Origin of the sequence: Halomonas sp. 18071143 (genome assembly GCF_019211725.1) — a bacterium.
Classification (GTDB): domain Bacteria; phylum Pseudomonadota; class Gammaproteobacteria; order Pseudomonadales; family Halomonadaceae; genus Vreelandella; species Vreelandella stevensii.
In genome coordinates, this window is record NZ_CP078120.1 from 2,388,003 (window position 1) to 2,409,539 (window position 21,537).

Genomic DNA, 21,537 nt, shown 5'->3' on the forward strand with positions numbered 1-21,537 from the left:
GCATAGTCAGGATTTTGGGCCATAACGCGCACGGATTTCTCCCCCACGCCATACCAGCAGTTCACCCGGCGCCATACGCTGCCAGGCTTCATTGTGGGTCAGAGGCGCGGTGGCCACCACCGAAACGATATCGTTGGGCGTGGTGTGCTCGACGAAATTCACCGTCATCTCGGCATCCGAGAGTTCCGCCTGCCCAAACGGTGCCCGTCGAGTGATGTGCGCCAGTTTGGTAGAACAGTAGCTATACAGATAGACACCGTCCGAGAGCAGCAGGTTGAACACCCCCAGCCCGCGCAGCTGTTCACACAGCGCGTGCAGGGTTTCCCAGAGCACGTCAGGTGACTCAGGGGGCGTGGGGAAGCGCTGGCGCAGCTCGCCCATCAGCCAGCAAAAAGCATGCTCACTGTCGGTACTGCCCACGGGGGTGTAGAGCCCCAGCGGAAGCTGCTGCCAGTCACTCAGTTGCCCGTTATGGGCGTAGCACCAGGGCCGCCCCCACATCTCACGGGTAAAAGGGTGCGTATTGGCCAGCCGAACGCCCCCCACGTTGGCCTGGCGGATATGGCTGATGACCACATGGGACTTGATCGGGTAGTCGCATATCAGCCGCGCGATGGGCGAATCCACTGAGGGATGAGGGTCGCGAAACTCTCGATAGCCGCCCTCTTCATAGAACGCAATGCCCCAGCCATCGCGGTGGGGCCCCGTACCGCCGCCTCGGTGCAGAAACCCCGAAAAGCTGAAGCAGATATCCGTGGGTACATTGGCGCTCATACCCATCAACTCACACATGACAACGCCTCCCTGGCCGCTTGGGAGCTCAACGAATCACCGGCTCACGGCGGCGAACAGGCTGTGGCTCTTCGGCGCGCTGACGCCGCGCTGGGGCTTCTTCGACCGGCATCGGACGGCGCCACCACCACAATACGATGCCTACGCAAGCGCCCAGCGCCATGCCCAGCAATGCCCACAGCAAACCGCCGCGTAAACCGCTCACGCCATGTTCGAAAAAGCCCATCGCCGCTACCATGGCCGAGGGCGCCCAGCCCGTATAGAACTCGCCCTCTTCCACCAGCGGCAAGCGGTAATTGGCCGGCATCCACATGATGCCCGCCACGGCCCAGGTGATGGCCAATCGGGGCAGACGCGGTAACCAGGCCAGCGCAAAGTAAATGGCCATCATGACCAGCAGCGAGAGCCCGTAATAACTTAGCCACAGCAGTGACATTGAGTCAGCAAACAGCATAATACCCCTCATGTGGGTGGAAGCACCCGACGTTGATTTCCCGTTATGGTACCTGTCAATTTATGAAAGCACAGCCTGGTATGTACGAAGGCTCGCCCGTAGCACGCTATTATCGCGCCGATGACCCTGAATGGCACTGGTTGGAATCCCGTGACGCACCAGACGTTCAAGCTTTTTTAGCCGACGCCAACCAGCAGCATGCCGACTGGTTTCGCCCCTTGACGCCGCTAGCCGACGCCCTCTACCACTCCCACTTGGCACGGCGCGAGCTGGCGGTCAAGAGTCTGGCCACGGAACTTGACCACTTTACCTGCTGGAGCGAGACAGGCGCCGACGACGACTACCCCTGCTGGTGGCGCCATCCCAACGGCCAGCCCCAGCGTAGCGAATGCTTTCTGGATGTGCGCGAGCGCGCGGCAGGGCAGCCGTTCTACGATATGGGGGACATGGCCCTCTCCCCCGACGAACAGTGGCTGGCCTGGACCGAAGACACCCAAGGGGACGAACGCTACACCCTCTGGCTGAAAGCGTTGCCCAACGGCACTCCCCGCCAGTTGCTCGAAGACATCGGGCCGTCGGTGTGCTGGGCAGAGGACCAGACCCCCCAGGGCGCGACGCTGCTGTTTACCCGCTTTGATGATACCCAACGCCCCGATAGCCTGTGGCGACTGTGGGTAGGGCTCCATAGTGACGCCCAGGTCGACACCGACACTCAGGCTAGCGCGCCGACACTGATCCTGCGTGAAGACGACCCGGAGTTCTGGCTGGGCGTTGGCAAGACCCGCTCGCGTCAATGGCTGATCATCGAGAGCGGCTCGAAAGATACCACGGAGGTCCACGCCCTGCCCGCCCACCAACCCGCCGCGAGCCCAGTATGCCTGCATGGGCGCACGAGTGGCGTGGAGGTCAGCATCGACCATCGGCCGGGGGCTTTCTATCGGCTCCACAATCAGTCAGGGCCACACTTTGCCCTGGATGTACGTGCCGACACACTGGAAGATACGGGCTGGCAAAGCCTGCTGCCCCCGCGGGAGGACGCCACGCTGGAAGGAGTCGATGCGTTCGCCAGGGGGCTGATCGTGGCCGAACGCAGCCATCAGGAAGCTCAGGTGCGGTTGAGGCAACTGAGCCTGGCCGAAGATGGCCATACGCTTATCGAAGATCACTACCTGGCGCTACCCGACACGCCTGCCTCGCAGCTTCTGGAGGACATGCCCCACTTCGATGCCCGCACGCTCCACTTGCGGGAAGAGTCTTTTACTCACCCGCCCCGCTGGTTTGCGCTGAACCTGGACAGCGGTGAGCGCACGCTCCTCAAGCAAGTACCGGTACACGGCAGCCTCTCCCCCGAACAACTGGTCAGCCGCCGGATCTGGGCCACCAGCCACGACGGTGAACAGGTGCCTGTTTCCGTGGTCATGCGTGCCGATCTGGCCGGGCAGCCTCTGCCGACGCTGCTATATGGCTACGGCGCCTATGGCGAAGCGCTCGACCCCTGGTTTTCGATTGCCAGGCTGGAGCTCCTGGAGCGCGGCGTGGCCTTTGCCGTGGCCCACGTACGCGGCGGCGGCGAGCGCGGCGAACCGTGGTACCTGACAGGCAAGATGGCCAACAAGGAAAACAGCTTTCATGATTTCCTGGCTGCCCGCGAGGCACTGGTGTCCGAGCAGGTCAGCCAGCCTGAACGGATCGTCGCCTGTGGTGCCAGCGCGGGCGGGCTGCTGGTGGGTACCTGCCTGAACCGGGCACCAGAGGCGTTCTGCGCTGCCGTGCTCGACGTGCCGTTTTTGGATGTACTGCGCACCATGCAGAATCCCGAGCTGCCGTTGACCACCGCCGAGTACACCGAATGGGGCAACCCGGAGATCAACGAGGTTCGCGAGCGGATCGCCGCTTACTCTCCCGTGGATAATATTCGCCCTCAGCGTTACCCGGCGCTATGGATCGAAGGCAGCTGGTTCGATACCCGAGTCAGCTATTGGGAGCCCGCCAAGTTCTATGCTCGCGTGACCCAGGCTCAGCAGGGAAGCGCCCCGATTCTGCTGCACACCGACATGACCAGCGGTCACGGCGGCGCCTCCGGCAGATTCAAGGCCTGGCGCGACGCGGCACGTCAGGATGCCTTCATTCTGTGGGCGTTGGGTCTCGTGACAATGCCTGAATAAAATGAGCCAGCGGCGATGGTCCTGCCATGGATGGCAGCGCATTGCGTTTCGGTTGGCGGTCAGGACATGGGAATGACCGCAATGATATGCTCTTCGAGATGCCGTTCCGGCACCTCATCTTGTGATACCGCAAAGCCTCTGACGCTCACTCCCTTACGATGCACTCGCTCGGCGTCGTTGCTCAACAGCGGATGCCAACCCGCCAACTTGCGCCCTTCGGCCACCCGACGGTAGCCACAGGTATGCGGCAGCCAGGTAAACTCTTTTACCAGCGCTGGCGTCAGCTGCGTGCAGTCCGGCACGCTGGCAAAGCGATTCTCGTAATCACTGCATTGGCAGCTGTGTAGATCCAACAGCCGACAAGCAACGTTCAGAATAGCCAATTCCTGAGTGTCATCGTCATGCAGCTTCAACAGGCAACACTGGCCGCAGCCATCGCAGAGCGCTTCCCACTCTGGCGCGGTCAACTCCTCCAGCGGATAGCGCTCCCAGAAGCGCTCACGCAATGTGGTTTCCATGTTCGGTTCTCTCTCGGGTAGATGCATGATCGCCGACGCCGATCAACGAGCGCTGGTGTCGTTGCCACTGCTGGTCAAATGCGCCTGACATTCGCGCCACAGCACGCTGAAGTCAGCCTCAAGAAGGGCGTAATCATCGTATAGCCAGGGGACCAGCTCGGCCAAACGATTCGGGCCTGTCAAACGCCTGCCGATGCCTACCACCGCCTGACAGGTAAAGTCGAAGTCGGCGTAGCGGCGCAGCCAGTCCTGCTCGACCAGCACGGGCATCATGCTGGCCAGCCGTTGGGGAGCAGGCCTGGCCGACAGTAGCTGGTAACAGCGCTCGATGAGCTGATGCTGCCGTTCACCCGCCTGCTGCTGGGCAATGAAGTGGTCCCACACCAGATCGAGGGCAATACCGGCATAGCGGCGCTGTTGCCTGGGAGCCCGATGACGGGCAGCCAGCACCCGGGGGTGCTGATCCACCCAGGCATCCACACGGCGGTGATGGCGAATGCCGTCGGCCACGCTGGTCGGCCAGCCGGAAAGGTCTCTGCCCTTGACCCCATCGGCAATCAGGTTGCCGTAGAGAAAACCATCGTTGCCGGGGCGTGCCAACCAGGCATGGGCCAGAAAATTCATTCTGGCATCATCACGAGCGGCAGGCAGATTCAGCGCGATGCAGGTCCAGCAGGTACGGCTCCTTGGCGGGGGGCATCTGCAGGTAGAACCCCTGCTCTTCAATGGCCGCCATGACATCGCGGGCGGCCACGCGTGCCAATGACTTCTCCTCGGTCAGGATCATGGTCAGCACCGGGACGGGCTTGCCGAAAGTCGCCATCAAGGCCTCGGGCACGTCTACCAGGCCCTTGCGCTTGTCCACGTAAAGGTACATCTCCTCTTTTCGTGAGCTTCTAAAAATCTCGCAAAGTAACTTCTCGCTCATTCCGACGCTTCCTCTAAGGCTCGTTGAAGGTCCTGACCCAGACAGACTCCGCGCCAGCCGTGCAGCTCATCGAGCGGCTCGCCGGCCAAGGACTGCATGACCAGCGCTTCGATATCACGACGACGAAGCAGCATTTCCGGCGCAATCCCCAGGGCCGCAGCCTTTTCTGCCACGACCTGCTTGATGGCCTTGAAGCGGCGCTTGAAAGGCGGTTGCATGGGGTCAGGCCAGCGAGCAGGCAAGGCGCTTTCAGGGCAGTGTTGCGCCTGCTTCACCCAGCCTAGCAGGGCATCGCCCTCCTTCTTGACCAGCGTGGGCTTGACGCCCTCCACCTCTGCCAGCTCATAGCGATTACCGGGCATTTTTTCGGCCACGGCAAACAACAGCTTGTCGCTGACCAGCCAGTTGCGCGGCAGGTCACGCCGCCGGGTCTCCCCTTCCCGCCAGATGGTCATCAGCCGATACGCTTCCAACTGGCGTGGTGCCAGACGCCACAGCTGACGCTGACGGGTATACCACTGGCCATCGCTCTCTTCGTCACGACCTGCCTGCTCGATGAGTGCGGCACACTCCTCCTCGACCCAGCCAAGCCGCCCAAGCTCGGCCAACTGGGCGGCCTGACGCTTCCAGACCTGCAGCAGGTAGGTCACGTCCAGCGCGGCATATTCACACTGCGACGCGGTCAAAGGCCGCTCCAACCAGTTGGAGCGAGTCTCTTCCTTGGGCAGCGTGTCACCTATCCAGTGCTCTACCAGCTTCTGATACCCCATTCCCGGATTCTCGCCCAGAAACGCTTGCGCCACTTGAGTGTCGATCAGCGGCGTCGGCAGCGTTCCCGCCCAGTGCTGAAACACTTCGAGGTCTTCGCTGCAGGCATGCAGCAGCTTGGGAACCCGGCTCTGCAACAGAGCCTTGAAAGCGGGCGTACAGGGCGTCACCAGGGGATCTACCAGATAGGCGGTTTCACCCCCGGCAAATTGAATGAGCGCAGGCACGGGAAAGAAGGTGTTCTCACGAAAGAACTCGGTATCCAGTGCAATGACCTCTGCGCTGGCCACCTGCTGGCAGGCGGCATCCAGCGCCTCGGCGCTGTCGATCCATTGGTACAAGGAGGAGGTTGAAGAGGACAATTCGGGTTTCCAGGTTGTCACAACCGCCTTGGCGCTTGCGTTTTATCCGACTTAATCGCTAGCAAAAGGCTGACGACCGTTAAAGGCACGGCTCAGAGTGCCACCATCCACATACTCGAGCTCCCCCCCCATGGGCACACCGTAAGCAAGACGAGAAAACGCCACGCCGTACTGGGCAAGCTGGGCGGCGATGTAGTGCGCCGTCGCCTCGCCTTCAACCGTGGGGTTGGTGGCCAGCACGATCTCGCGAATGTGCCCTTCGGCCACTCGGCTTTCCAGCAGCGCCAAACCCAAGGCATCAGGGCCTACACCGTCCAGCGGTGAAAGATGACCATGCAGCACGAAGTAGCGACCCTGAAAGCCGCCCGCCTCTTCGATGGCGAGCTGATCCGCTGGCGACTCGACCACGCACAGCAAGCTGTCGTCGCGGCGCGGGCTCTCGCACAAGGCGCATATGTCGGCCTCGGTGAGGGTGCGGCAGTGCTGGCAATAACCCACGTCTTCGATGGCACGCAGGATCACCTCGGCAAGCCGTTGCCCGCCGGGGCGCTCACGCTCCAGAAGGTGCATCGCCATGCGCTGGGCCGTCTTGGGCCCAACGCCGGGCAGCACGCGAAACGCATCCATCAACTGCTCTACGAGGGGGGAAAAGCGCATGGATCAGAACGGCATCTTGAAGCCGGGCGGAAGGTTAAGGCCCGCCGTTGCCTCTTCCATTCTGGCTTTCGAGTTGGCTTCTACCTTGCGCACAGCGTCGTTGACGGCCGCGGCCAGCAGGTCTTCCAGCAACTCCTTGTCTTCCTCCATGACGCTTTGGTCGATGGCCACGCTGATCACATCGTGGCGGCCGTTCATGACGACCTTCACCATGCCAGCGCCCGCCTCACCATGCACTTCTGCCTTGGCGACCTCTTCCTGAGCGCGCTGCATTTTTTCCTGCATTTCCTGGGCTTGCTTCATGATGTTGCCCATTCCGCCTTTGAACATGCGGTGATCTCCTGAGTGATATGACTGAAGTGATGGGGTCAAGAGTGCGATGCGGGTTTTACCGTCGACTCAATCAGCGTAGCCCCAAAAGCGTGACGTAACTTCTCAATATTGGGGTCACGATAAAGTAGATCAACCGCTTCGGCATGCCGCTCTTGTTGAAGACGCTCTTCCTGCTGCCGTGGAGTTTCGATACCCGCGTCCAGCGCTGCCACCTTGAAGTGCACTTTTCTGGGTAGACCAATCCCGCTCAACGCGCGCTCGATGCGCTGGTTGTGCACCTCAGCTTGCATGGCCGACTGCGATGGGTCCAGACGCAGCACCAGCGTGGCGCCATCATCGCTTTCCACCTGACAGTGTGCCGCGAGGTTGCGGGTCAACCCCCCAAGGACCAGCGCATCAAAGCATTTCAGCCATCCGGCATGATCCAGCGGGCCTGCCGACGAGGGGGATGCCGACGGCGTAGCCTGGGGATGCGGGTGTATTGGCTCTGGCTCTGGCTCTGGCTCTGGCTCTGGCTCTGGCTCTGGCTCTGGCTCTGGCTCTGGCTCTGGCTCTGGCTCTGGCTCTGGCTCTGGCTCTGGCGCGAGCATAGCGGCCTGATTCACTTCGTCAAGCGACCAGGGCGGCGGCTCCTCTGCTGGCTGTGCCACAGCAACGCGACTCTCTGGTGAGCGACTCTCTGGTGCGTTTTGGGGCGGCTCAGCAGATACCCGCGCAACAGGTGTTTGCGGCGGTGTAGCCTGCGCAGCGGGCGGCGCAGGCTCAGGCTTTTTTGGCTCGCTCTCAACGGCCGCAGCCTCGGCCGCGGGCTCAATGAGCGTTTCACGACGCAACGGCAGCGGCACCGTGGGGGGTTTTGGAACCCCCTGAGGGCGAAACGCCAGCATCCTCAGCAGCGTCATCTCCAGCGCGCTGCGCAAGTCGGGCGCATGCACCATGTCGCCTCTTCCCTGGATACCGATCTGGTAGTAAAGCTGCAGATCTTCGGCGGTAAAGCGCCCGGCAAGCTGCTGAATCTGGGTGCGGTCACCGTGACTGTTATCCACCGCGTCAGGCAGCATCTGGGCTACGGCCAGCCGGTGCAAAATGGCGGTCAGCTCATCCAGCACGGCGGCAAAGTCCGGCCCCTGCTCGGCGAGCTGAGCGACCTCCTGCAGCAGCTGCTGAACGTCCACGTTCGCCAGCGCCTCTACCAGCGCCAGTACGTGACGGTGATCCAGCGTACCCAGCATGGCCGCAACATCGCCATGGCGTACCGCCCCCTGACCAAAAGCAATGGCTTGATCGGTCAGACTCATGGCATCGCGCATCGAGCCCGCCGCAGCCTTGCCCAGCAACCAAAGCGCACTCTCATCGTACTCGACGCCTTCTTTACCCAGCACGAAGCTGAGGTGTTCGACCACCCGCTCAGGTGGCATGTGCTTCAGAGTGAACTGCAAGCACCGGGAGAGCACGGTGGCAGGCAATTTTTGCGGGTCGGTGGTCGCCAGCAGAAACTTGACGTGGGGCGGGGGTTCTTCCAGTGTCTTCAGCAGCGCATTGAAGCTGCTGGTCGACAACATGTGCACCTCGTCGATCAGGTACACCTTGTAACGCCCTTGGGTAGGCGCGTACTGAACGTTGTCCAGCAGCTCGCGGGTATCTTCGACCTTGGTTCGCGACGCGGCATCGACTTCGATCAGGTCGACGAAGCGCCCCTGGTCGATCGCCTCACAGCTGGGGCACTGGCCACAAGGGGTCGACGTGACGCCCTCGTCACCACGCCCATTGGCGGTGCAGTTCAGGCACTTGGCCAATATCCGTGCCAGGGTGGTCTTGCCGACGCCACGCGTGCCGGTGAACAGGTACGCGTGGTGCAAACGCCCCTGGTCAAGAGCATTGACCAGGGCGCGTTGGACATGGGCCTGCCCCACAAGCTCGTGGAATGTGCGTGGCCGCCATTTACGGGCCAGAACCTGATAGCTCATGGAGCAAAACTTCCTTGGGCGCTGTTCTTGGATTAGGCGTCAGTGCCGTTTTCAGCAGCGCCTGCACGCTGGGCAGCTTCCTTGATCAACTTCTCGAGATCGCCACTCTGGTGCATTTCCATCACGATATCGCATCCGCCGACCAGCTCGCCTTCTACCCACAGCTGTGGGAAGGTGGGCCAGTTGGCAATTTTGGGCAGTTCGGCACGAATATCGGGATTGTCCAGCACGTTGACGAAAGCAAAACGCTCACCGCAGCTCATCAGCGCCTGAACCGTCTGCGCAGAGAAACCACACTGCGGCAGCTGGGGCGTACCCTTCATGTAGATGAGAATCGGGTTTTCAGTGATTTGACGCTGGATATTGTCAGCCGTGGTGCTCATGGGATGCTCCTCGATAAAAAATATGGTCTTTTCCAGTGTACGCAATTCGGCCACTGGCTTTAACCCTGCGACCGGGTCATCGTCAGTCTTGATCCTGCAGGTCAATACCTGAGCAAACGACTCGGTCATATTGCGTGGCGGATATTCTACGCATGCCGCTTGCGTTGCGCATCCCCTGCGGCCTCGCTAGGATGGTGTTTTTGCGCGGAGAGACGTCACCATGGCGACACGCCATTTCCTTACCCTGCTGGATTTGACCCCTGAAGAGCTGGACTATCTGATCCAGCGCGCCATCAAGATCAAGACGGACCTCAAGGCCAACGGACCGGTCTATACGCCGCTGCCCAACCGCACCCTGGCGATGATTTTCGAGAAGTCCTCCACGCGCACCCGTGTTTCCTTCGAGACCGGCATGGCCCAGTTTGGTGGCCACGCCCTGTTTCTGTCTCCCCGCGACACCCAGCTGGGTCGCGGCGAGCCCATCGAAGATACCGCCCGCGTACTGGCCGAAATGGTCGACGCGGTGATGATCCGCACCTTCTCCCATGCAGGGCTGGAAGCGTACGCCAGCGCCAGCAGCGTGCCGGTCATCAATGCCCTCAGCGACGACTACCACCCCTGCCAATTGCTGGCAGACGTCATGACCTGGACCGAGCTGCGCGGCAGCGTCAAGGGCAAGACCGCCGTATGGATCGGCGATGGCAACAACATGTGCCACTCGTGGATCAATGCTGCCCGCCAGTTCGGTTTCCGCTTGAGAATTTGCTGCCCGGAAGGCTATGAGCCCCGCGACGACATCATGCAAGCCGCTGGCGACTGCATCACTCTACTGCGCGACCCACAGCAGGCTGCTCAAGGCGCTGACCTGATCACTACCGACGTCTGGGCCTCCATGGGCCAGGAGCAGGAGCAAGCGAAGCGAGAAGCCGATTTCGCGGGCTTCCAGGTAACCGAAGCGATGCTCGATAGCGCTCACGCGGACGTCCTGTTCTTGCACTGCCTGCCAGCACATCGCGGCGAAGAGATCAGCCATACGCTGCTCGACGACCCCCGCGCCGTGGTCTGGCAAGAGGCAGGCAACCGTCTGCACGCACAAAAAGCCTTGATCGAGTTTCTGCTGCTGGGCAAGGTAGACGCCTAGTCGACGACAATGCCTGCTCACCCTGTGAGCGGGCATCGGCAGCGCAAGAGCCGGATGGCAAGCAGCCATACCGCCATATGAAACACGCAACAAAAAAACGCCGCGTAAGATACGCAGCGCTTCGAAATTTTGGTGGAGCCTAGCGGGATCGAACCGCTGACCTCAACACTGCCAGTGTTGCGCTCTCCCAGCTGAGCTAAGGCCCCACACGCTACCATTGCGGCAGCGGTGCGAATATTACTCCAGCACTTGCGTGAGGTCAAGAAATAAAGTGAACAAGCATTAACTAATTCTCCTTTGCCAAGAGCTGTGGCACTCTATACCTACGCAGCGTGCGTATCGCCCTAGTTCACGATGATTACCTGCAGGAGCCAGTCCCTTGATCAACGTTTTAATTGCCGATGATCACCACCTGGTGAGAACCAGTATCGCCCACCTGCTGAACGAAGAGAGCGATATCAAGATTGTGGGTGAAGTGGATGATGGCGAAACCGCAGTGACGCAAAGCCGACAATTGAAGCCCGACATCGTGCTGATGGATATTCGCATGCCGGGCATCGGCGGCCTAGAAGCCACCCGACGCATCAATCGCACGCTCTCGGACGTAAAAGTCATTATCCTCACGGCACACCTTGAAGATAGCGTACTGCGGCGCATGCTCGAAGCAGGCGCATCCGGCTTTCTCAGCAAGGGCGCCGACGCCACGGAAATGACCGAGGCCATCCGCCAGGTGTTTCACGGACGCCGCTATGTCAGCCAGGAAATCGCCCAGCGGCTGGCCCTCTCTCACTTCGACGATGAAGACAATCCTTTTAGCCACCTCTCGCATCGCGAACTGCAAATCGCGCTGATGATCGTCAACTGCCAGCGCGTACAGGACATCTCGGACCGTTTGCACCTGAGCCCTAAAACCGTCAATACCTACCGCTACCGCCTGTTTGACAAACTACAAGTGGCTACCGACGTAGAGTTGACGCACCTCGCTCTGCGCCACGGGCTGGTGGAGGGCTTTGACGCCATCCTGGGATAGACCTACCATCGCTGCTTCTGCCCATGAGAAGCGCCGTTGATTCGCCATGCCCTTTGATGCCAAGCAGTTCCTCAGCTCCGTCAGCGCCTCTCCCGGCGTCTATAAAATGCTCGACGAACAGCAGAACACGCTCTACGTCGGCAAGGCCAAACGCCTCAAGGCACGCCTGGCCAGCTATTTCCGCGGCCAACTCAATGCCAAGACCCAGGCCATGGTCTCGCGCATTGCCGATATTCAGATCACCGTCACGCGTAGCGAAACCGAAGCGTTACTGCTGGAACAGACGCTGATCAAGGAACTACGCCCGCCCTACAATATCCTGCTGCGGGACGACAAATCCTATCCTTTCGTATTCGTGACCGACCGCCACCCCTACCCCGCTCTGGAGTACAAGCGCGCCCGGCAACGGCGTGGTGACGGCAAATACCTCGGCCCCTACCCCAGCAGCGGCGCGGTCAGGGAGAGCCTGACCCTGATGCAGAAAATCTTTCGTATCCGCAACTGTGAAGATAGCGTCTTCGCCCATCGCTCCCGTCCGTGCCTGCAGTACCAGATCGAACGCTGTAGCGCCCCCTGCGTGGACTACATCTCACAGCCAGAGTATCAGCGGGATGTCGACCATGCGGTCATGTGTCTGGAAGGCAAGAGCGAACACGTCACGCAGCTACTCACCGCAGAAATGGAGGCGGCGAGCCGGGCGCTCGATTTTGAAGAAGCCGCCCGCCTGCGTGACCAGATCCAGCAGCTGCGTCAAATGCAGCAGCGCCAGTTCGTCGATAACGAGAGCGGCGATGCAGATATTTTTGCGCTGGCTCAACGCCCCGGCGCACTGGGCATTTCCATCCTCAGCGTCCGCGATGGGCGCCTGCTGGGCGCGCAGCATCACACCCCCAAAAACGACCTTGACCTCCCCCCTGAGGCACTGCTGACCGAAGTGGTCAGCCAATACTATTTCGGCCAGCCCCATAGCGTGCCCAGCGAAGTGATCACCAATCTCCCGCTGGAAGACAGCGCGCTGATTGCCGACGCGCTTGCCCAACAGGCAGGCAAAAAAGTCCGCGTGACCCACCAGGTACGCGGTCATCGTGCCCAGTGGCAGCACCTGGCCATGACCAATGCCGAGCAGCAGCTCGCCTCGCAGTTGGCCAACACCACGCAGCTCACCGAACGCTTCACGTCACTGCAGCAAGCGCTGGGGCTACCCTCACTGCCGGAGCGTCTGGAGTGTTTCGACATCAGCCACAGCCAGGGCGAAGCCACCGTGGCCTCCTGCGTGGTGTTCGACCATCAGGGGCCACGCAAGAGCGACTACCGCCACTTTCGCATCGAAGGCGTGGCCGCAGGCGATGACTACGCCGCCATGCAGCAGGCGCTCACGCGACGCCTCAAGCGCGTAAAAAGCGGCGAAGCCATTGCACCTGACGTGCTGATCGTGGATGGTGGCAAGGGGCAACTGAACATGGCACGGCAAGTGCTGACCGACCTGCAGGTAACAGGGATCGTGCTGCTGGGCGTCGCCAAGGGCACCACGCGCAAGGCTGGGCTCGAAACCCTGTTTCTGGAAAGCAGCGACAACCCGCTGGTACTGGAGCCCGCGTCACCTGCCCTGCACCTCGTTCAGCATATTCGTGATGAGTCGCACCGCTTCGCCATCGCCGGGCATCGCGCAGCGCGTGACAAGGCGCGGCGCACGTCCACCCTGCAGGACATTCCCGGCATCGGCCCCAAGCGGCGCCGCGAATTGCTCAAGTTTTTTGGCGGCCTGCAGGGCGTGCAAAAGGCCAGCCGTGACGAACTCACTCGGGTGCCGGGCATCAGCGCCGCCCTGGCAGAGACGATTTATGTCACTCTGAACGGATAAAGCGGTGGTTAACATGGATGCAATGCGCCAAGGGGGATAGAATGACCGGGCACATTACATTCCGACTTTCATGATTCTCCGGCAAGGATCGCGCCCTGCGATGAATATACCCAACATACTGACACTGGCACGAATCGCGTTCATCCCACTTCTGGTAGTGCTTTTCTACCTGCCCTTTGGCTGGAGCATGCCGATGGCCGCCGGGCTGTTTGCCCTGGCATCGGTGACGGACTGGCTGGACGGCTATCTTGCCCGCCGCTGGAATCAATCGACACCGTTTGGCGCGTTCCTGGACCCGGTGGCCGACAAGCTGATGGTGGCCGTGGCACTGGCGTTGCTCATCGAACGCTTCGACTCCGTGGCCCTGACGCTTCCCGCGCTGGTCATCATCGGGCGGGAAATCGTCATTTCGGCCCTTCGGGAGTGGATGGCCGAAATGGGCAAACGCGGCATGGTGGCCGTATCGTGGATCGGCAAGCTCAAGACCACGCTGCAGATGGTCGCCATTCTGGTACTGCTTGCGTTTCCGCCAGGCCATGAGATGGCCATGCTGGGCGTGGCCATCCTGTATGCCGCGGCGACCCTGACCTTGTGGTCCATGATTCAGTACCTGCGTGCAGCATGGCCGCACCTTAGCCGCTCGATGTAGTCGGGCTAAGCTCGCTTTTTTAAGCACTTAACGAATTGATTGATTGACAATCGCTGGGCGATGCGTATAATTCGCCCTCGAGTCAAGCGGGAATAGCTCAGTGGTAGAGCATCGCCTTGCCAAGGCGAGGGTCGGGAGTTCGAATCTCCTTTCCCGCTCCAATTTGGTTCAATCCAATGACTTGTCAGGCTGGATGGCAGAGTGGTTATGCAGCGGACTGCAACTCCGTGTACGCCGGTTCGATTCCGACTCCAGCCTCCATTTCCCCAGTGTATCGATTTTTTTCGACACACTGCCCGGATGGCGAAATTGGTAGACGCAAGAGACTTAAAATCTCTCGGAGGTAACTCCGTGCCGGTTCAAGTCCGGCTCCGGGCACCAATATGCAAGACAACGACGCTGCGAGATCATCTGATCGACGCGGCTTTTTTTGTGTCTGGCCATCGCCTATCATCTGTTCTTTTTGATGCTAGCCATCCACTTGCACTTGTTAGTCATGGAGGAGCGGGGCCAATGAGCACGTCAACATCCGACATCGTCATTATTGGTGGCGGCGTCGCCGGCCTCACGCTGGCACTGGAAGTGGCCGACCAACGATCGGTGCTGCTGGTGCGCCCCGCCCAGGACGACAAAGGGGCCAGCCGCTGGGCCCAGGGCGGGATTGCTGCCGTCCTGTCACCCGACGACCAGCTCGAAGACCATGTCCAGGACACGCTCATTGCCGGGGACGGCCTGTGCGATGAAGCGGCCGTACGCTTTACGGTCGACCACGGCCCCCAGGCCATTCAGTGGCTCATCGACAATGGCGTGCCGTTTACCCCAGACCCGGACCCCGGCGCCCGCTACCCCTTTCACCTCACCCGAGAGGGCGGCCATAACGCAAGACGCATCATCCATGCCGACGATGCCACAGGGCGCGCCGTGGTCGATACGCTGCTGGATAAAGTCGCTGCCCACCCCAACATCACCCAGCGCAGCGACCTGACCATTCTGCACCTGCTCCAGAACGCCTCTGGCCACTGCCTGGGCGCACTGGGCATCGACAGCGGAGGCAATCTTCACCACCTGCTGGCTACGCATACGGTACTGGCAACGGGCGGCGCCAGCGGCCTGTATCGCCATACGACGACCCCCGCCCCCAGCAGCGGTGAAGGTATGATGATGGCTGCCGAGCTGGGCGCAACCCTGTGCAATCTGGAGTTCCAGCAGTTTCACCCCACCTGCCTGTTCGACCCTGACGGCCCTGCGTTTCTGATCAGCGAGGCCGTGCGAGGAGAAGGTGGCCACCTGCTCAACGAAGCGGGAGAGCGCTTCATGCTGGCGCTGGATGCGCGTGCCGAACTGGCCCCTCGGGACATTGTGGCCCGCGCCATCGATGCCAACATTCAGCAGGGTACGCTGGGGCACGTATGGCTGGACGTCCGCCATCTGGGCGACACCAACCTACGCCATCACTTCCCGACCATCCTGGCCCACTGCGCATCACGGGGCATCGACATCACCCGGGAACCCATTCCCGTGGTGCCCGCCGCTCACTACAGCTGCGGCGGCATTGCCACCAACAGCGCAGGCGCGACCGACGTGCCAAACCTTTACGCCATCGGCGAGTCCGCCTATACCGGCTTGCACGGCGCCAACCGCATGGCCAGCAACTCTCTGCTGGAGTGTCTGGTCTACGCCCGCAGCTGCGCCCTGCACTTGCTCGACCAGCCGCAGCCAGCGATCTGCCAACTACCTGAAGCGCAGGCTGACAGACCCATTGATGCGCACACTATGGTAGACCGGAACGCCCTGGACGAGCTACGCAACGCCATGCGTAGCGTGATGAGCCAGCATGTTTCCATCGTGCGCAGCGAGCAGGGCTTGAACAGCGCTCATGCGGAGCTGGAGAACATGGCGCAGAACCTGAAAGCGCTGGATCCTGAGCGGCGGCACCCCGACAGCCTTCAGCTAGGCCAGGCACTGGCGCTGGCACAGTTGACGACGCTGGCAGCCTTACAGCGTCATGAGTCACGCGGCCTGCATTACTCCACCGATTGGCCCTCGGCCCAGCCAGACAGCCAACCTTCGCGACTGACGCTGGACGACCTGCCCAACGCCAGGCGCTAACGACCAGGACGGTGCAGGCAGCGGCGCAGCTGGCGCTGCTCTGCGGCAGGCAGACTGTCAGGCCATATCCAGATACGCTGCCTGCCGACACGCAGCCCCACCAACCAGGGCCCCAGATAGTCACAGCGCACAGGCTGCTCGGGGCCCAGTTCACCAGTAGGCAACAACCAGCTTGCCGCCCAGTGTTGCCCTGTATGCACAAGCTGCAATGTTCCTGCCGGCTGACGGCAGCGGCTGACCCACCACACCGCCAACCCCACCACCAAGGCCACCCCGATCCAAGCAGCGCTGACGAGGAGCATCAGCACCGCCATGCAGCCCATCAACAATGCTGCATGAACGCCGCTGGCCACGTTAGAGCGTACGATAGGCAGTGTTATCGGTGGCTTCTGCATGCTCGACGATCATTTGGACCATTTGGCGCAGCTCCGGATCCTCCGGCCACTCGCGGTGCATTAGCCAAACGAACAAATCCTGGTCTTCTTCTTCGATCAACCGCTGGTAGGTCTGCTGCTGCTCATGGGTGAGTGACTCGAAGCGTGCTTCCAGAAACGGAATCAACAGCAAGTCCAACTCCCACATGCCGCGCCGGGAGTGCCAATAGAGCCGCTTGCGCAGCACAGCTGCTGGGGATGTATCGTCGTTCAACGCCACTTCTCCACGTAAAGGGAATGAAAAGGCAGTATACCGGAGCGACAGGGTCGCGCCAGCGCTCGGCTTCGCCTATGCTGTTACTCAGCCTTGAGCTCACCAAGCTAGTACCTTGTTTTATCTGAATTGTTTTATGCCGTTTGGCGAAGTATGCTGATTTCGATGGTGTCGAGGTCGCATGCGCAAGAACGGCCTTTAACGTTTGCAGGGAGCCAACCGATGACCAAATCTGAACTAATCGAACAAATCGCGATGCGTCAACCGGAGCTGTCCGCCAAGGAAGTCGAAACGGCGGTGCGTATCATCCTCGATGATATGACCGATGCCTTGTCCAGCGGCGGGCGGGTCGAAATACGTGGCTTTGGCAGTTTTTCACTTCATTACCGCGAACCACGCACCGGACGCAATCCCAAGACGGGTGACCCGGTGGAGCTGGACGGCAAGTATGTCCCCCACTTCAAGCCCGGCAAAGAGCTCCGGGAACAGGTGGATGCCAGCCGAGCGCTAGGCTATTGAACCTGAGCAAGCGGCCCCTGCGACGTTCTTCAGGATGACGTCACGCTTGGACTCAGCCACAATAGCACTACCGTGAACGCCACTAACCAGGAAACACACATGCGTTGGATCAAAGGGCTAATTCTAGCCGTCATTCTACTGATAGTGCTGCTGGTCGGCATTCTGTTTGCCGTCAATAATCAGCAAACCATTGCCTTGAACCTGATCTGGACAGAGCTGCCAGCCGTCTCGCTGTCGGTCTGGCTGCTGGCGACACTAACGCTGGGCGTAGTGGTCGGCATGATCGCCATGCTGGGCGTGTACGTACGCCTGAGAGCCAAGCTGGTGCGTAGCGAGCGCCATAACAAGCAGCAGCGCAAGGAGCTCGACCGCCTCCGCACCCAGGAGTTCAAGGAACTGGCATAAATGCAAGATGCCGTGCTGCTGGGCGTGCTGTTGACCGCCATTGTGTTGGGCTTTGCGCTTGGGGTCAGGCATGCGACCAGGCGCCAGCAGCAGGCCCCCTTGTCACGCCCCCCTGATCTATCCCGGGAGTACTTCGTTGGGCTGAACTATCTACTCAACGAGCAGCCCGACGAAGCCATCAATACCTTCATCCATGCCCTCGACATCAATAGCGAGACGGTAGAGACGCACATCGCCCTGGGCAAGCTGTTTCGCGCCCGCGGTGAAGCGGACAAGGCCGTCAGCATTCATCAAAACCTGCTGGCCCGCCCCTCCCTGTCGACAGAAACCAACGAACACGTTCAACTGGAGCTGGCCCGCGACTTCATGGCACTGGGCGTGCATGATCGCGCCCAGCGACTGCTGGGCAGCGTTCTCGAGTACTCAAGCAACGAGCCGCTGTGCCTGGAAGCACGCCGACTGTTGATCGACCTGCTGGAGAAAGAACACGACTGGCATGCAGCGCTGGAGACCGCCCAACCCCTGATCAAGCTGCAGCCAGCCATGCGCCGCCCCGCGGCCCATTGGCTGTGTGAACTGGCAGAACAGGAGATCTCTCAGGCAAGTCGCCCATTGGCTCGCAAACACCTGAAAAAGGCGCTGCAGCTCGATGAGCGCTGCGTCCGAGCCACGCTTCTGCTGGCCGAGCTGGACATGGAGAACGGCCACTATGCCAAGGCCATCGAGCGGCTCGACCAAATTCCTCAACAGGATATCGCCCACGTCCCCACCATGCTGCCGGTCTTGCAGCGCGCCTATACCCGCAACGATGACCTGGACGGCCTGGAAAACCATCTGTATCGGCTGTTGGGGCAAGCCCCCTACACCAGCGTCATGATTACCCTGGGAGCCCTCATCCACCAACGAGAAGGCGTCGACAGCGCCATCGAGCGGATCGGCACCTGGTTACGAGAAGCGCCGAGCCTGGGCGGCCTCGACTATCTGGTGGACCTTTATCTCGAAAGCGAGAAACTCTCAGGCAAAGCTTCTCCCGACACACGGCTACTGCTGCTCAAGCATCACACGGACCAGCTGCTGTCCGGCCGACATCGTCACCGCTGCCACCGCTGCGGCTTCAACAGCGACAGCCTGAGCTGGCAGTGCCCCAGCTGCAGACGCTGGGGCACCATCAAACCCGTCACGGGCGTTCAGGGCGAATAGCCGCTCGCCTCCAGCCTCAGACGCTCGCCAGCTCGCTTTCGATAGCGACCAATGCCGCCATTGGGTCTTCTGCCTGAGTGACCGGCCTGCCGATGACCAGATGAGTGCTACCCGCCTGCATGGCCTCTGCAGGCGTCATGATGCGCTGCTGGTCATTGGCCACGGCGAAATGGGGACGAATTCCCGGCGTCACCTTGAGGAAAGCATCGCCATACTCGGCCTTGAGAGACGCCGCCTCGTGGGCAGAACACACTACCCCGGCCAGGCCACTGGCATGTGTTAACGCCGCGAGGCGGGCCACTTGGGCGTCGACCCCACCGTTCACGCCAACACTGGCCAGGTCGTCTTCCTGCATGCTGGTCAGTACGGTGACGGCGATCAAGTGCGTGCTCAAACGATGATCTGCCAATCGCTGCGCTGCAGCCTCCATCATCTTGCGCCCACCGGAGGCATGAACATTGACCATCCACACCCCCTGCTCTGCCGCCGCCTGCACCGCGCTGGCAGCGGTGTTGGGAATGTCGTGAAACTTGAGATCCAGAAACACTTCGAAGCCCCGGCCATGCAACGCCTCCAGTACCGCTGGGCCGCTACGTGTGAACAGCTCCTTGCCTACCTTCACACGGCAACGGGCCGGGTCGAGCTGATCGGCCATGCACAGCGCTGCGTCAAGCGAAGGGTAATCAAGGGCAATGATGAGAGGTGAGTCGGTGGACACGCGCTTACTCCGTGCTCGTTATGTCAACAGTGGAAAGGTTCATGCCTATCAAGAACCCGTTCAATGGGCGACGGTCTGCCGCTTGCCTAGTGTACCAGCCCTCGCCGGGGGGCTGTGTAAGCGATTGCCGACACCCCTCATGGCAAACGGATTACAAAAACTATCGGCAATGGCTTACAGCGCGAGGCGCGCCTAAAGATTAAGTTGACTAAGGACGCAAGCAATTCGGTCCTGCTGGCGATCGAGGAGGCTCGGCTCTTGGCGAGCCGAGCGACGAACCAACACCGATGAGGTACTTCACATGCAGAAAACATTCAAGGGATTTGTAGCCGCACTCGTGATGTCACTGTGCCTGGGTTTGTCCAGTGCCGCGCTGGCCCAGGCAATCGCCCCCATCAATGTCAATAGTGCCGACGCCGAGCTGCTGGCGGAACTGCCGGGCATTGGCCCCAGCCGGGCGGCCGCCATCATCGAGGAGCGTGAAACCAACGGCGCTTTCGAGAGCACTGACGACCTGACACGGGTCAGCGGTATCGGCCCGGCCACCGTTGACCGGATGCGCGACCAGGTCGTGGTAGAGGATTAGTCACATCACAAGCAACATCATGACCACCCCGCCCGTCACGGCAAGCCTTACGCCCAACCGTGACGGGCACCATTCGGCAAGTGGCCACCAGGGTGGTCAAAGCAGTGCCTGCCGTCGATTACAGCACATCACCAGGCACGCGCACTCGCCCTTCCATCAATACCCGAGCACTGCGACTCATGACCGCCTGATCGATTTGCCAGCGCCCCTCCACCAGGCTGGCCTTGGCCCCTACCCTGAGCGTGCCGGAAGGATGACCAAAAGTGACCGACTCCCGTTCGCTGCCGCCTGCGGCCAGGTTCACCAACGTCCCCTGAATGGCCGCTGCTGCGGCAATGGCCACGGCCGCAGTGCCCATCATGGCGTGATGCAACTTGCCCATGGAGAGCGCCCTGACCAACAGAGCGATCGATTCGGCCTCGACCCGCTTCCCACTGGAAGACGTATAGCCAGCCGGTGGTGCCACGAACGCCACCTTGGGCGTGTGCTGACGGCTGGCGGCCTCGTCTACATGGGTAATCAACCCCATCTTGACGGCCCCATGGGCGCGTATTCTTTCGAACCGGGCCAGTGCATCCGGGTCGCCGTTGATCGCCTCTTGCAGCTCACAGCCGCTGTAGCCCAGGGCTTGCGCGTCGATGAACACGGTAGGAATACCCGCATTGATCAGCGTCGCCTTGAGCACTCCGATGCCGGGCACCTCCAGCTCATCCACCGGCTGCCCCGTGGGGAAGATCGCCCCCTCACCGTCGGCAGGATCCAGAAACGCCACCGGAATCTCGGCAGCAGGAAAGGTGACGCCGTCCAGCTCGAAGTCTCCGGTTTCCTGAACGGCGCCGTGGCTGATCGGCACCTGGGCAACGATGGTTTTCTGTATGTTGACCTGCCAGATGCGCACTTCCACGACGCCGTTTTCAGGCACCCGCGCGGGGTCGACCAACCCATTGGCCACGGCATAGGGGCCCACCGCCGCAGACAAGTTGCCGCAGTTACCGCTCCAGTCCACGAAAGGCTTGTCGATGGACACCTGTCCAAACAGGTAATCCACATCATGCTCCGGGGAAGTGCTTTTCGAGAGAATCACCGCCTTGCTGGTGCTGGACGTGGCGCCGCCCATCCCATCGATCTGTTTTTCATAGGGGTCGGGGCTACCCATTACCCGCAACAGCAGCCTGTCTCGCGCCTCACCCGGCTGCTGCGCTGCGGGAGGCAGGTCACTGAGGGTGAAAAACACCCCTTTGCTGGTGCCACCTCGCATGTAGGTGGCGGGAATACTCATCTGCGCTGCGTGCGCCATGGTCACTCTCCTGACAACGGCCTGACACGCGTCAGGCCGTCGATGTT

Annotated in this window: 24 protein-coding genes and 4 tRNA genes; 13 read left to right on the forward strand and 15 right to left on the reverse strand. The window is 61.1% G+C overall.

Going from position 1 to position 21,537, the window contains the following annotated elements:
• Positions 1-6: 6 nt before the first annotated feature.
• Together KVY02_RS11130 and KVY02_RS11135 are read right to left on the reverse strand one after the other, a co-directional pair.
• Positions 7-792 (reverse strand): class II glutamine amidotransferase, encoded by a 786-nt coding sequence (locus KVY02_RS11130; RefSeq protein ID WP_218313543.1) that lies wholly within the window; start codon positions 790-792, stop codon positions 7-9.
• 28 nt (positions 793-820) lie between these two features.
• Complete coding sequence (locus tag KVY02_RS11135) at positions 821-1,246, reverse strand: hypothetical protein (protein WP_016914339.1); 426 nt, start codon at positions 1,244-1,246, stop codon at positions 821-823.
• Between the two features lie 62 nt (positions 1,247-1,308).
• Between KVY02_RS11135 and KVY02_RS11140 the strand changes: the two genes are divergently transcribed.
• Positions 1,309-3,411: a S9 family peptidase gene (locus KVY02_RS11140; RefSeq protein ID WP_218313544.1), complete on the forward strand. Its 2,103-nt coding sequence runs from the start codon at positions 1,309-1,311 to the stop codon at positions 3,409-3,411.
• A gap of 59 nt (positions 3,412-3,470) precedes the next feature.
• On the opposite strand, the gene KVY02_RS11145 is transcribed toward KVY02_RS11140, so the two are convergent.
• Genes KVY02_RS11145 through grxD form a run of 8 tightly spaced genes read right to left on the reverse strand, consistent with a single transcriptional unit; the run spans position 3,471 to position 9,327 of the window.
• The gene (locus tag KVY02_RS11145; protein ID WP_016914341.1) at positions 3,471-3,929 is read right to left on the reverse strand and encodes a YcgN family cysteine cluster protein; all 459 of its coding nucleotides are present in this window, start codon (positions 3,927-3,929) and stop codon (positions 3,471-3,473) included.
• 42 nt (positions 3,930-3,971) lie between these two features.
• Positions 3,972-4,553, reverse strand: coding sequence for an acyl carrier protein phosphodiesterase (locus KVY02_RS11150; protein ID WP_081138367.1), 582 nt, complete (start codon positions 4,551-4,553; stop codon positions 3,972-3,974).
• Positions 4,554-4,563: 10 nt separating this feature from the next.
• Positions 4,564-4,857, reverse strand: a complete 294-nt coding sequence (locus KVY02_RS11155) for a YcgL domain-containing protein (protein ID WP_081195698.1) — start codon at positions 4,855-4,857, stop codon at positions 4,564-4,566.
• The gene (gene rnd / locus KVY02_RS11160) at positions 4,854-5,987 is read right to left on the reverse strand and encodes a ribonuclease D (RefSeq protein WP_218313545.1); all 1,134 of its coding nucleotides are present in this window, start codon (positions 5,985-5,987) and stop codon (positions 4,854-4,856) included. The genes KVY02_RS11155 and rnd overlap by 4 nt, the downstream gene beginning before the upstream one ends.
• Before the next feature lie 51 nt (positions 5,988-6,038).
• On the reverse strand, positions 6,039-6,644 hold the full coding sequence (gene recR, locus KVY02_RS11165) for a recombination mediator RecR (protein ID WP_081138363.1): 606 nt from the start codon (positions 6,642-6,644) through the stop codon (positions 6,039-6,041).
• Between the two features lie 3 nt (positions 6,645-6,647).
• Positions 6,648-6,974 carry a YbaB/EbfC family nucleoid-associated protein gene (locus KVY02_RS11170; protein ID WP_016914346.1) on the reverse strand — a complete coding sequence of 109 codons (327 nt, stop codon included), beginning with the start codon at positions 6,972-6,974 and terminating at the stop codon, positions 6,648-6,650.
• A gap of 38 nt (positions 6,975-7,012) precedes the next feature.
• On the reverse strand, positions 7,013-8,944 hold the full coding sequence (gene dnaX, locus KVY02_RS11175; RefSeq protein ID WP_218313546.1) for a DNA polymerase III subunit gamma/tau: 1,932 nt from the start codon (positions 8,942-8,944) through the stop codon (positions 7,013-7,015).
• A 32-nt stretch (positions 8,945-8,976) separates the two neighbouring features.
• The gene (gene grxD / locus KVY02_RS11180; protein WP_039182647.1) at positions 8,977-9,327 is read right to left on the reverse strand and encodes a Grx4 family monothiol glutaredoxin; all 351 of its coding nucleotides are present in this window, start codon (positions 9,325-9,327) and stop codon (positions 8,977-8,979) included.
• Between the two features lie 220 nt (positions 9,328-9,547).
• Here grxD and argF point away from each other — a divergent pair, with 220 nt between their 5' ends.
• Positions 9,548-10,468 carry an ornithine carbamoyltransferase gene (argF, locus tag KVY02_RS11185; protein WP_081138359.1) on the forward strand — a complete coding sequence of 307 codons (921 nt, stop codon included), beginning with the start codon at positions 9,548-9,550 and terminating at the stop codon, positions 10,466-10,468.
• A gap of 130 nt (positions 10,469-10,598) precedes the next feature.
• Here the strand turns inward: argF and KVY02_RS11190 are convergent.
• A tRNA-Ala gene (locus KVY02_RS11190) sits at positions 10,599-10,674 on the reverse strand.
• Positions 10,675-10,847: 173 nt separating this feature from the next.
• Here KVY02_RS11190 and uvrY point away from each other — a divergent pair.
• The 7 genes from uvrY (at position 10,848) to nadB (ending at position 16,117) form a co-directional block, all read left to right on the forward strand.
• On the forward strand, positions 10,848-11,498 hold the full coding sequence (gene uvrY, locus KVY02_RS11195) for a UvrY/SirA/GacA family response regulator transcription factor (RefSeq protein WP_081138357.1): 651 nt from the start codon (positions 10,848-10,850) through the stop codon (positions 11,496-11,498).
• Between the two features lie 46 nt (positions 11,499-11,544).
• Complete coding sequence (uvrC, locus tag KVY02_RS11200; protein ID WP_218313547.1) at positions 11,545-13,359, forward strand: excinuclease ABC subunit UvrC; 1,815 nt, start codon at positions 11,545-11,547, stop codon at positions 13,357-13,359.
• 100 nt (positions 13,360-13,459) lie between these two features.
• Positions 13,460-14,008, forward strand: coding sequence for a CDP-diacylglycerol--glycerol-3-phosphate 3-phosphatidyltransferase (gene pgsA / locus KVY02_RS11205; protein WP_081195695.1), 549 nt, complete (start codon positions 13,460-13,462; stop codon positions 14,006-14,008).
• Between the two features lie 86 nt (positions 14,009-14,094).
• Positions 14,095-14,169: transfer RNA gene (locus tag KVY02_RS11210), tRNA-Gly, on the forward strand.
• Between the two features lie 26 nt (positions 14,170-14,195).
• A tRNA-Cys gene (locus KVY02_RS11215) sits at positions 14,196-14,269 on the forward strand.
• Between the two features lie 33 nt (positions 14,270-14,302).
• Positions 14,303-14,389, forward strand: a tRNA-Leu gene (locus KVY02_RS11220).
• A 132-nt stretch (positions 14,390-14,521) separates the two neighbouring features.
• Positions 14,522-16,117, forward strand: coding sequence for an L-aspartate oxidase (nadB, locus tag KVY02_RS11225; RefSeq protein WP_218313548.1), 1,596 nt, complete (start codon positions 14,522-14,524; stop codon positions 16,115-16,117).
• On the opposite strand, the gene KVY02_RS11230 is transcribed toward nadB, so the two are convergent.
• Positions 16,114-16,512, reverse strand: coding sequence for a hypothetical protein (locus KVY02_RS11230; RefSeq protein ID WP_232710797.1), 399 nt, complete (start codon positions 16,510-16,512; stop codon positions 16,114-16,116). The two genes, nadB and KVY02_RS11230, sit on opposite strands and share 4 nt — an antisense overlap.
• Positions 16,472-16,765: an FAD assembly factor SdhE gene (locus KVY02_RS11235; RefSeq protein ID WP_081138353.1), complete on the reverse strand. Its 294-nt coding sequence runs from the start codon at positions 16,763-16,765 to the stop codon at positions 16,472-16,474. Before KVY02_RS11235 ends, KVY02_RS11230 begins: the two co-directional genes overlap by 41 nt.
• A 222-nt stretch (positions 16,766-16,987) precedes the next feature.
• On the opposite strand from KVY02_RS11235, the gene KVY02_RS11240 reads away from it, so the two are divergent.
• The 3 genes from KVY02_RS11240 (at position 16,988) to lapB (ending at position 18,889) form a co-directional block, all read left to right on the forward strand.
• Positions 16,988-17,284 (forward strand): integration host factor subunit beta, encoded by a 297-nt coding sequence (locus KVY02_RS11240; RefSeq protein WP_016914356.1) that lies wholly within the window; start codon positions 16,988-16,990, stop codon positions 17,282-17,284.
• A gap of 99 nt (positions 17,285-17,383) precedes the next feature.
• Entirely contained in the window at positions 17,384-17,689 is a 306-nt protein-coding gene (locus tag KVY02_RS11245; RefSeq protein ID WP_016914357.1) for a lipopolysaccharide assembly protein LapA domain-containing protein, read from the forward strand.
• On the forward strand, positions 17,690-18,889 hold the full coding sequence (lapB, locus tag KVY02_RS11250) for a lipopolysaccharide assembly protein LapB (RefSeq protein ID WP_218313549.1): 1,200 nt from the start codon (positions 17,690-17,692) through the stop codon (positions 18,887-18,889).
• Positions 18,890-18,905: 16 nt separating this feature from the next.
• On the opposite strand, the gene pyrF is transcribed toward lapB, so the two are convergent.
• The gene (gene pyrF, locus KVY02_RS11255) at positions 18,906-19,607 is read right to left on the reverse strand and encodes an orotidine-5'-phosphate decarboxylase (protein WP_081195692.1); all 702 of its coding nucleotides are present in this window, start codon (positions 19,605-19,607) and stop codon (positions 18,906-18,908) included.
• Positions 19,608-19,908: 301 nt separating this feature from the next.
• Here pyrF and KVY02_RS11260 point away from each other — a divergent pair, with 301 nt between their 5' ends.
• Positions 19,909-20,193: a ComEA family DNA-binding protein gene (locus KVY02_RS11260; protein WP_218313550.1), complete on the forward strand. Its 285-nt coding sequence runs from the start codon at positions 19,909-19,911 to the stop codon at positions 20,191-20,193.
• Between the two features lie 118 nt (positions 20,194-20,311).
• On the opposite strand, the gene prpF is transcribed toward KVY02_RS11260, so the two are convergent.
• On the reverse strand, positions 20,312-21,490 hold the full coding sequence (gene prpF / locus KVY02_RS11265) for a 2-methylaconitate cis-trans isomerase PrpF (RefSeq protein ID WP_218313551.1): 1,179 nt from the start codon (positions 21,488-21,490) through the stop codon (positions 20,312-20,314).
• Between the last annotated feature and the right edge of the window lie 47 nt (positions 21,491-21,537).

What these genes read in the sequence shown, in the direction of transcription:
- KVY02_RS11130 (WP_218313543.1), bottom strand. Translation starts at nt 792, where the DNA reads ATGTGTGAGTTGATGGGTATGAGCGCCAATGTACCCACGGATATCTGC.
- KVY02_RS11135 (WP_016914339.1), bottom strand. Translation starts at nt 1,246, where the DNA reads ATGCTGTTTGCTGACTCAATGTCACTGCTGTGGCTAAGTTATTACGGG.
- KVY02_RS11140 (WP_218313544.1), top strand. Translation starts at nt 1,309, where the DNA reads ATGAAAGCACAGCCTGGTATGTACGAAGGCTCGCCCGTAGCACGCTAT.
- KVY02_RS11145 (WP_016914341.1), bottom strand. Translation starts at nt 3,929, where the DNA reads ATGGAAACCACATTGCGTGAGCGCTTCTGGGAGCGCTATCCGCTGGAG.
- KVY02_RS11150 (WP_081138367.1), bottom strand. Translation starts at nt 4,553, where the DNA reads ATGAATTTTCTGGCCCATGCCTGGTTGGCACGCCCCGGCAACGATGGT.
- KVY02_RS11155 (WP_081195698.1), bottom strand. Translation starts at nt 4,857, where the DNA reads ATGAGCGAGAAGTTACTTTGCGAGATTTTTAGAAGCTCACGAAAAGAG.
- recR (WP_081138363.1), bottom strand. Translation starts at nt 6,644, where the DNA reads ATGCGCTTTTCCCCCCTCGTAGAGCAGTTGATGGATGCGTTTCGCGTG.
- KVY02_RS11170 (WP_016914346.1), bottom strand. Translation starts at nt 6,974, where the DNA reads ATGTTCAAAGGCGGAATGGGCAACATCATGAAGCAAGCCCAGGAAATG.
- dnaX (WP_218313546.1), bottom strand. Translation starts at nt 8,944, where the DNA reads ATGAGCTATCAGGTTCTGGCCCGTAAATGGCGGCCACGCACATTCCAC.
- grxD (WP_039182647.1), bottom strand. Translation starts at nt 9,327, where the DNA reads ATGAGCACCACGGCTGACAATATCCAGCGTCAAATCACTGAAAACCCG.
- argF (WP_081138359.1), top strand. Translation starts at nt 9,548, where the DNA reads ATGGCGACACGCCATTTCCTTACCCTGCTGGATTTGACCCCTGAAGAG.
- uvrC (WP_218313547.1), top strand. Translation starts at nt 11,545, where the DNA reads ATGCCCTTTGATGCCAAGCAGTTCCTCAGCTCCGTCAGCGCCTCTCCC.
- pgsA (WP_081195695.1), top strand. Translation starts at nt 13,460, where the DNA reads ATGAATATACCCAACATACTGACACTGGCACGAATCGCGTTCATCCCA.
- nadB (WP_218313548.1), top strand. Translation starts at nt 14,522, where the DNA reads ATGAGCACGTCAACATCCGACATCGTCATTATTGGTGGCGGCGTCGCC.
- KVY02_RS11230 (WP_232710797.1), bottom strand. Translation starts at nt 16,512, where the DNA reads ATGCAGAAGCCACCGATAACACTGCCTATCGTACGCTCTAACGTGGCC.
- KVY02_RS11240 (WP_016914356.1), top strand. Translation starts at nt 16,988, where the DNA reads ATGACCAAATCTGAACTAATCGAACAAATCGCGATGCGTCAACCGGAG.
- KVY02_RS11245 (WP_016914357.1), top strand. Translation starts at nt 17,384, where the DNA reads ATGCGTTGGATCAAAGGGCTAATTCTAGCCGTCATTCTACTGATAGTG.
- lapB (WP_218313549.1), top strand. Translation starts at nt 17,690, where the DNA reads ATGCAAGATGCCGTGCTGCTGGGCGTGCTGTTGACCGCCATTGTGTTG.
- KVY02_RS11260 (WP_218313550.1), top strand. Translation starts at nt 19,909, where the DNA reads ATGCAGAAAACATTCAAGGGATTTGTAGCCGCACTCGTGATGTCACTG.
- prpF (WP_218313551.1), bottom strand. Translation starts at nt 21,490, where the DNA reads ATGGCGCACGCAGCGCAGATGAGTATTCCCGCCACCTACATGCGAGGT.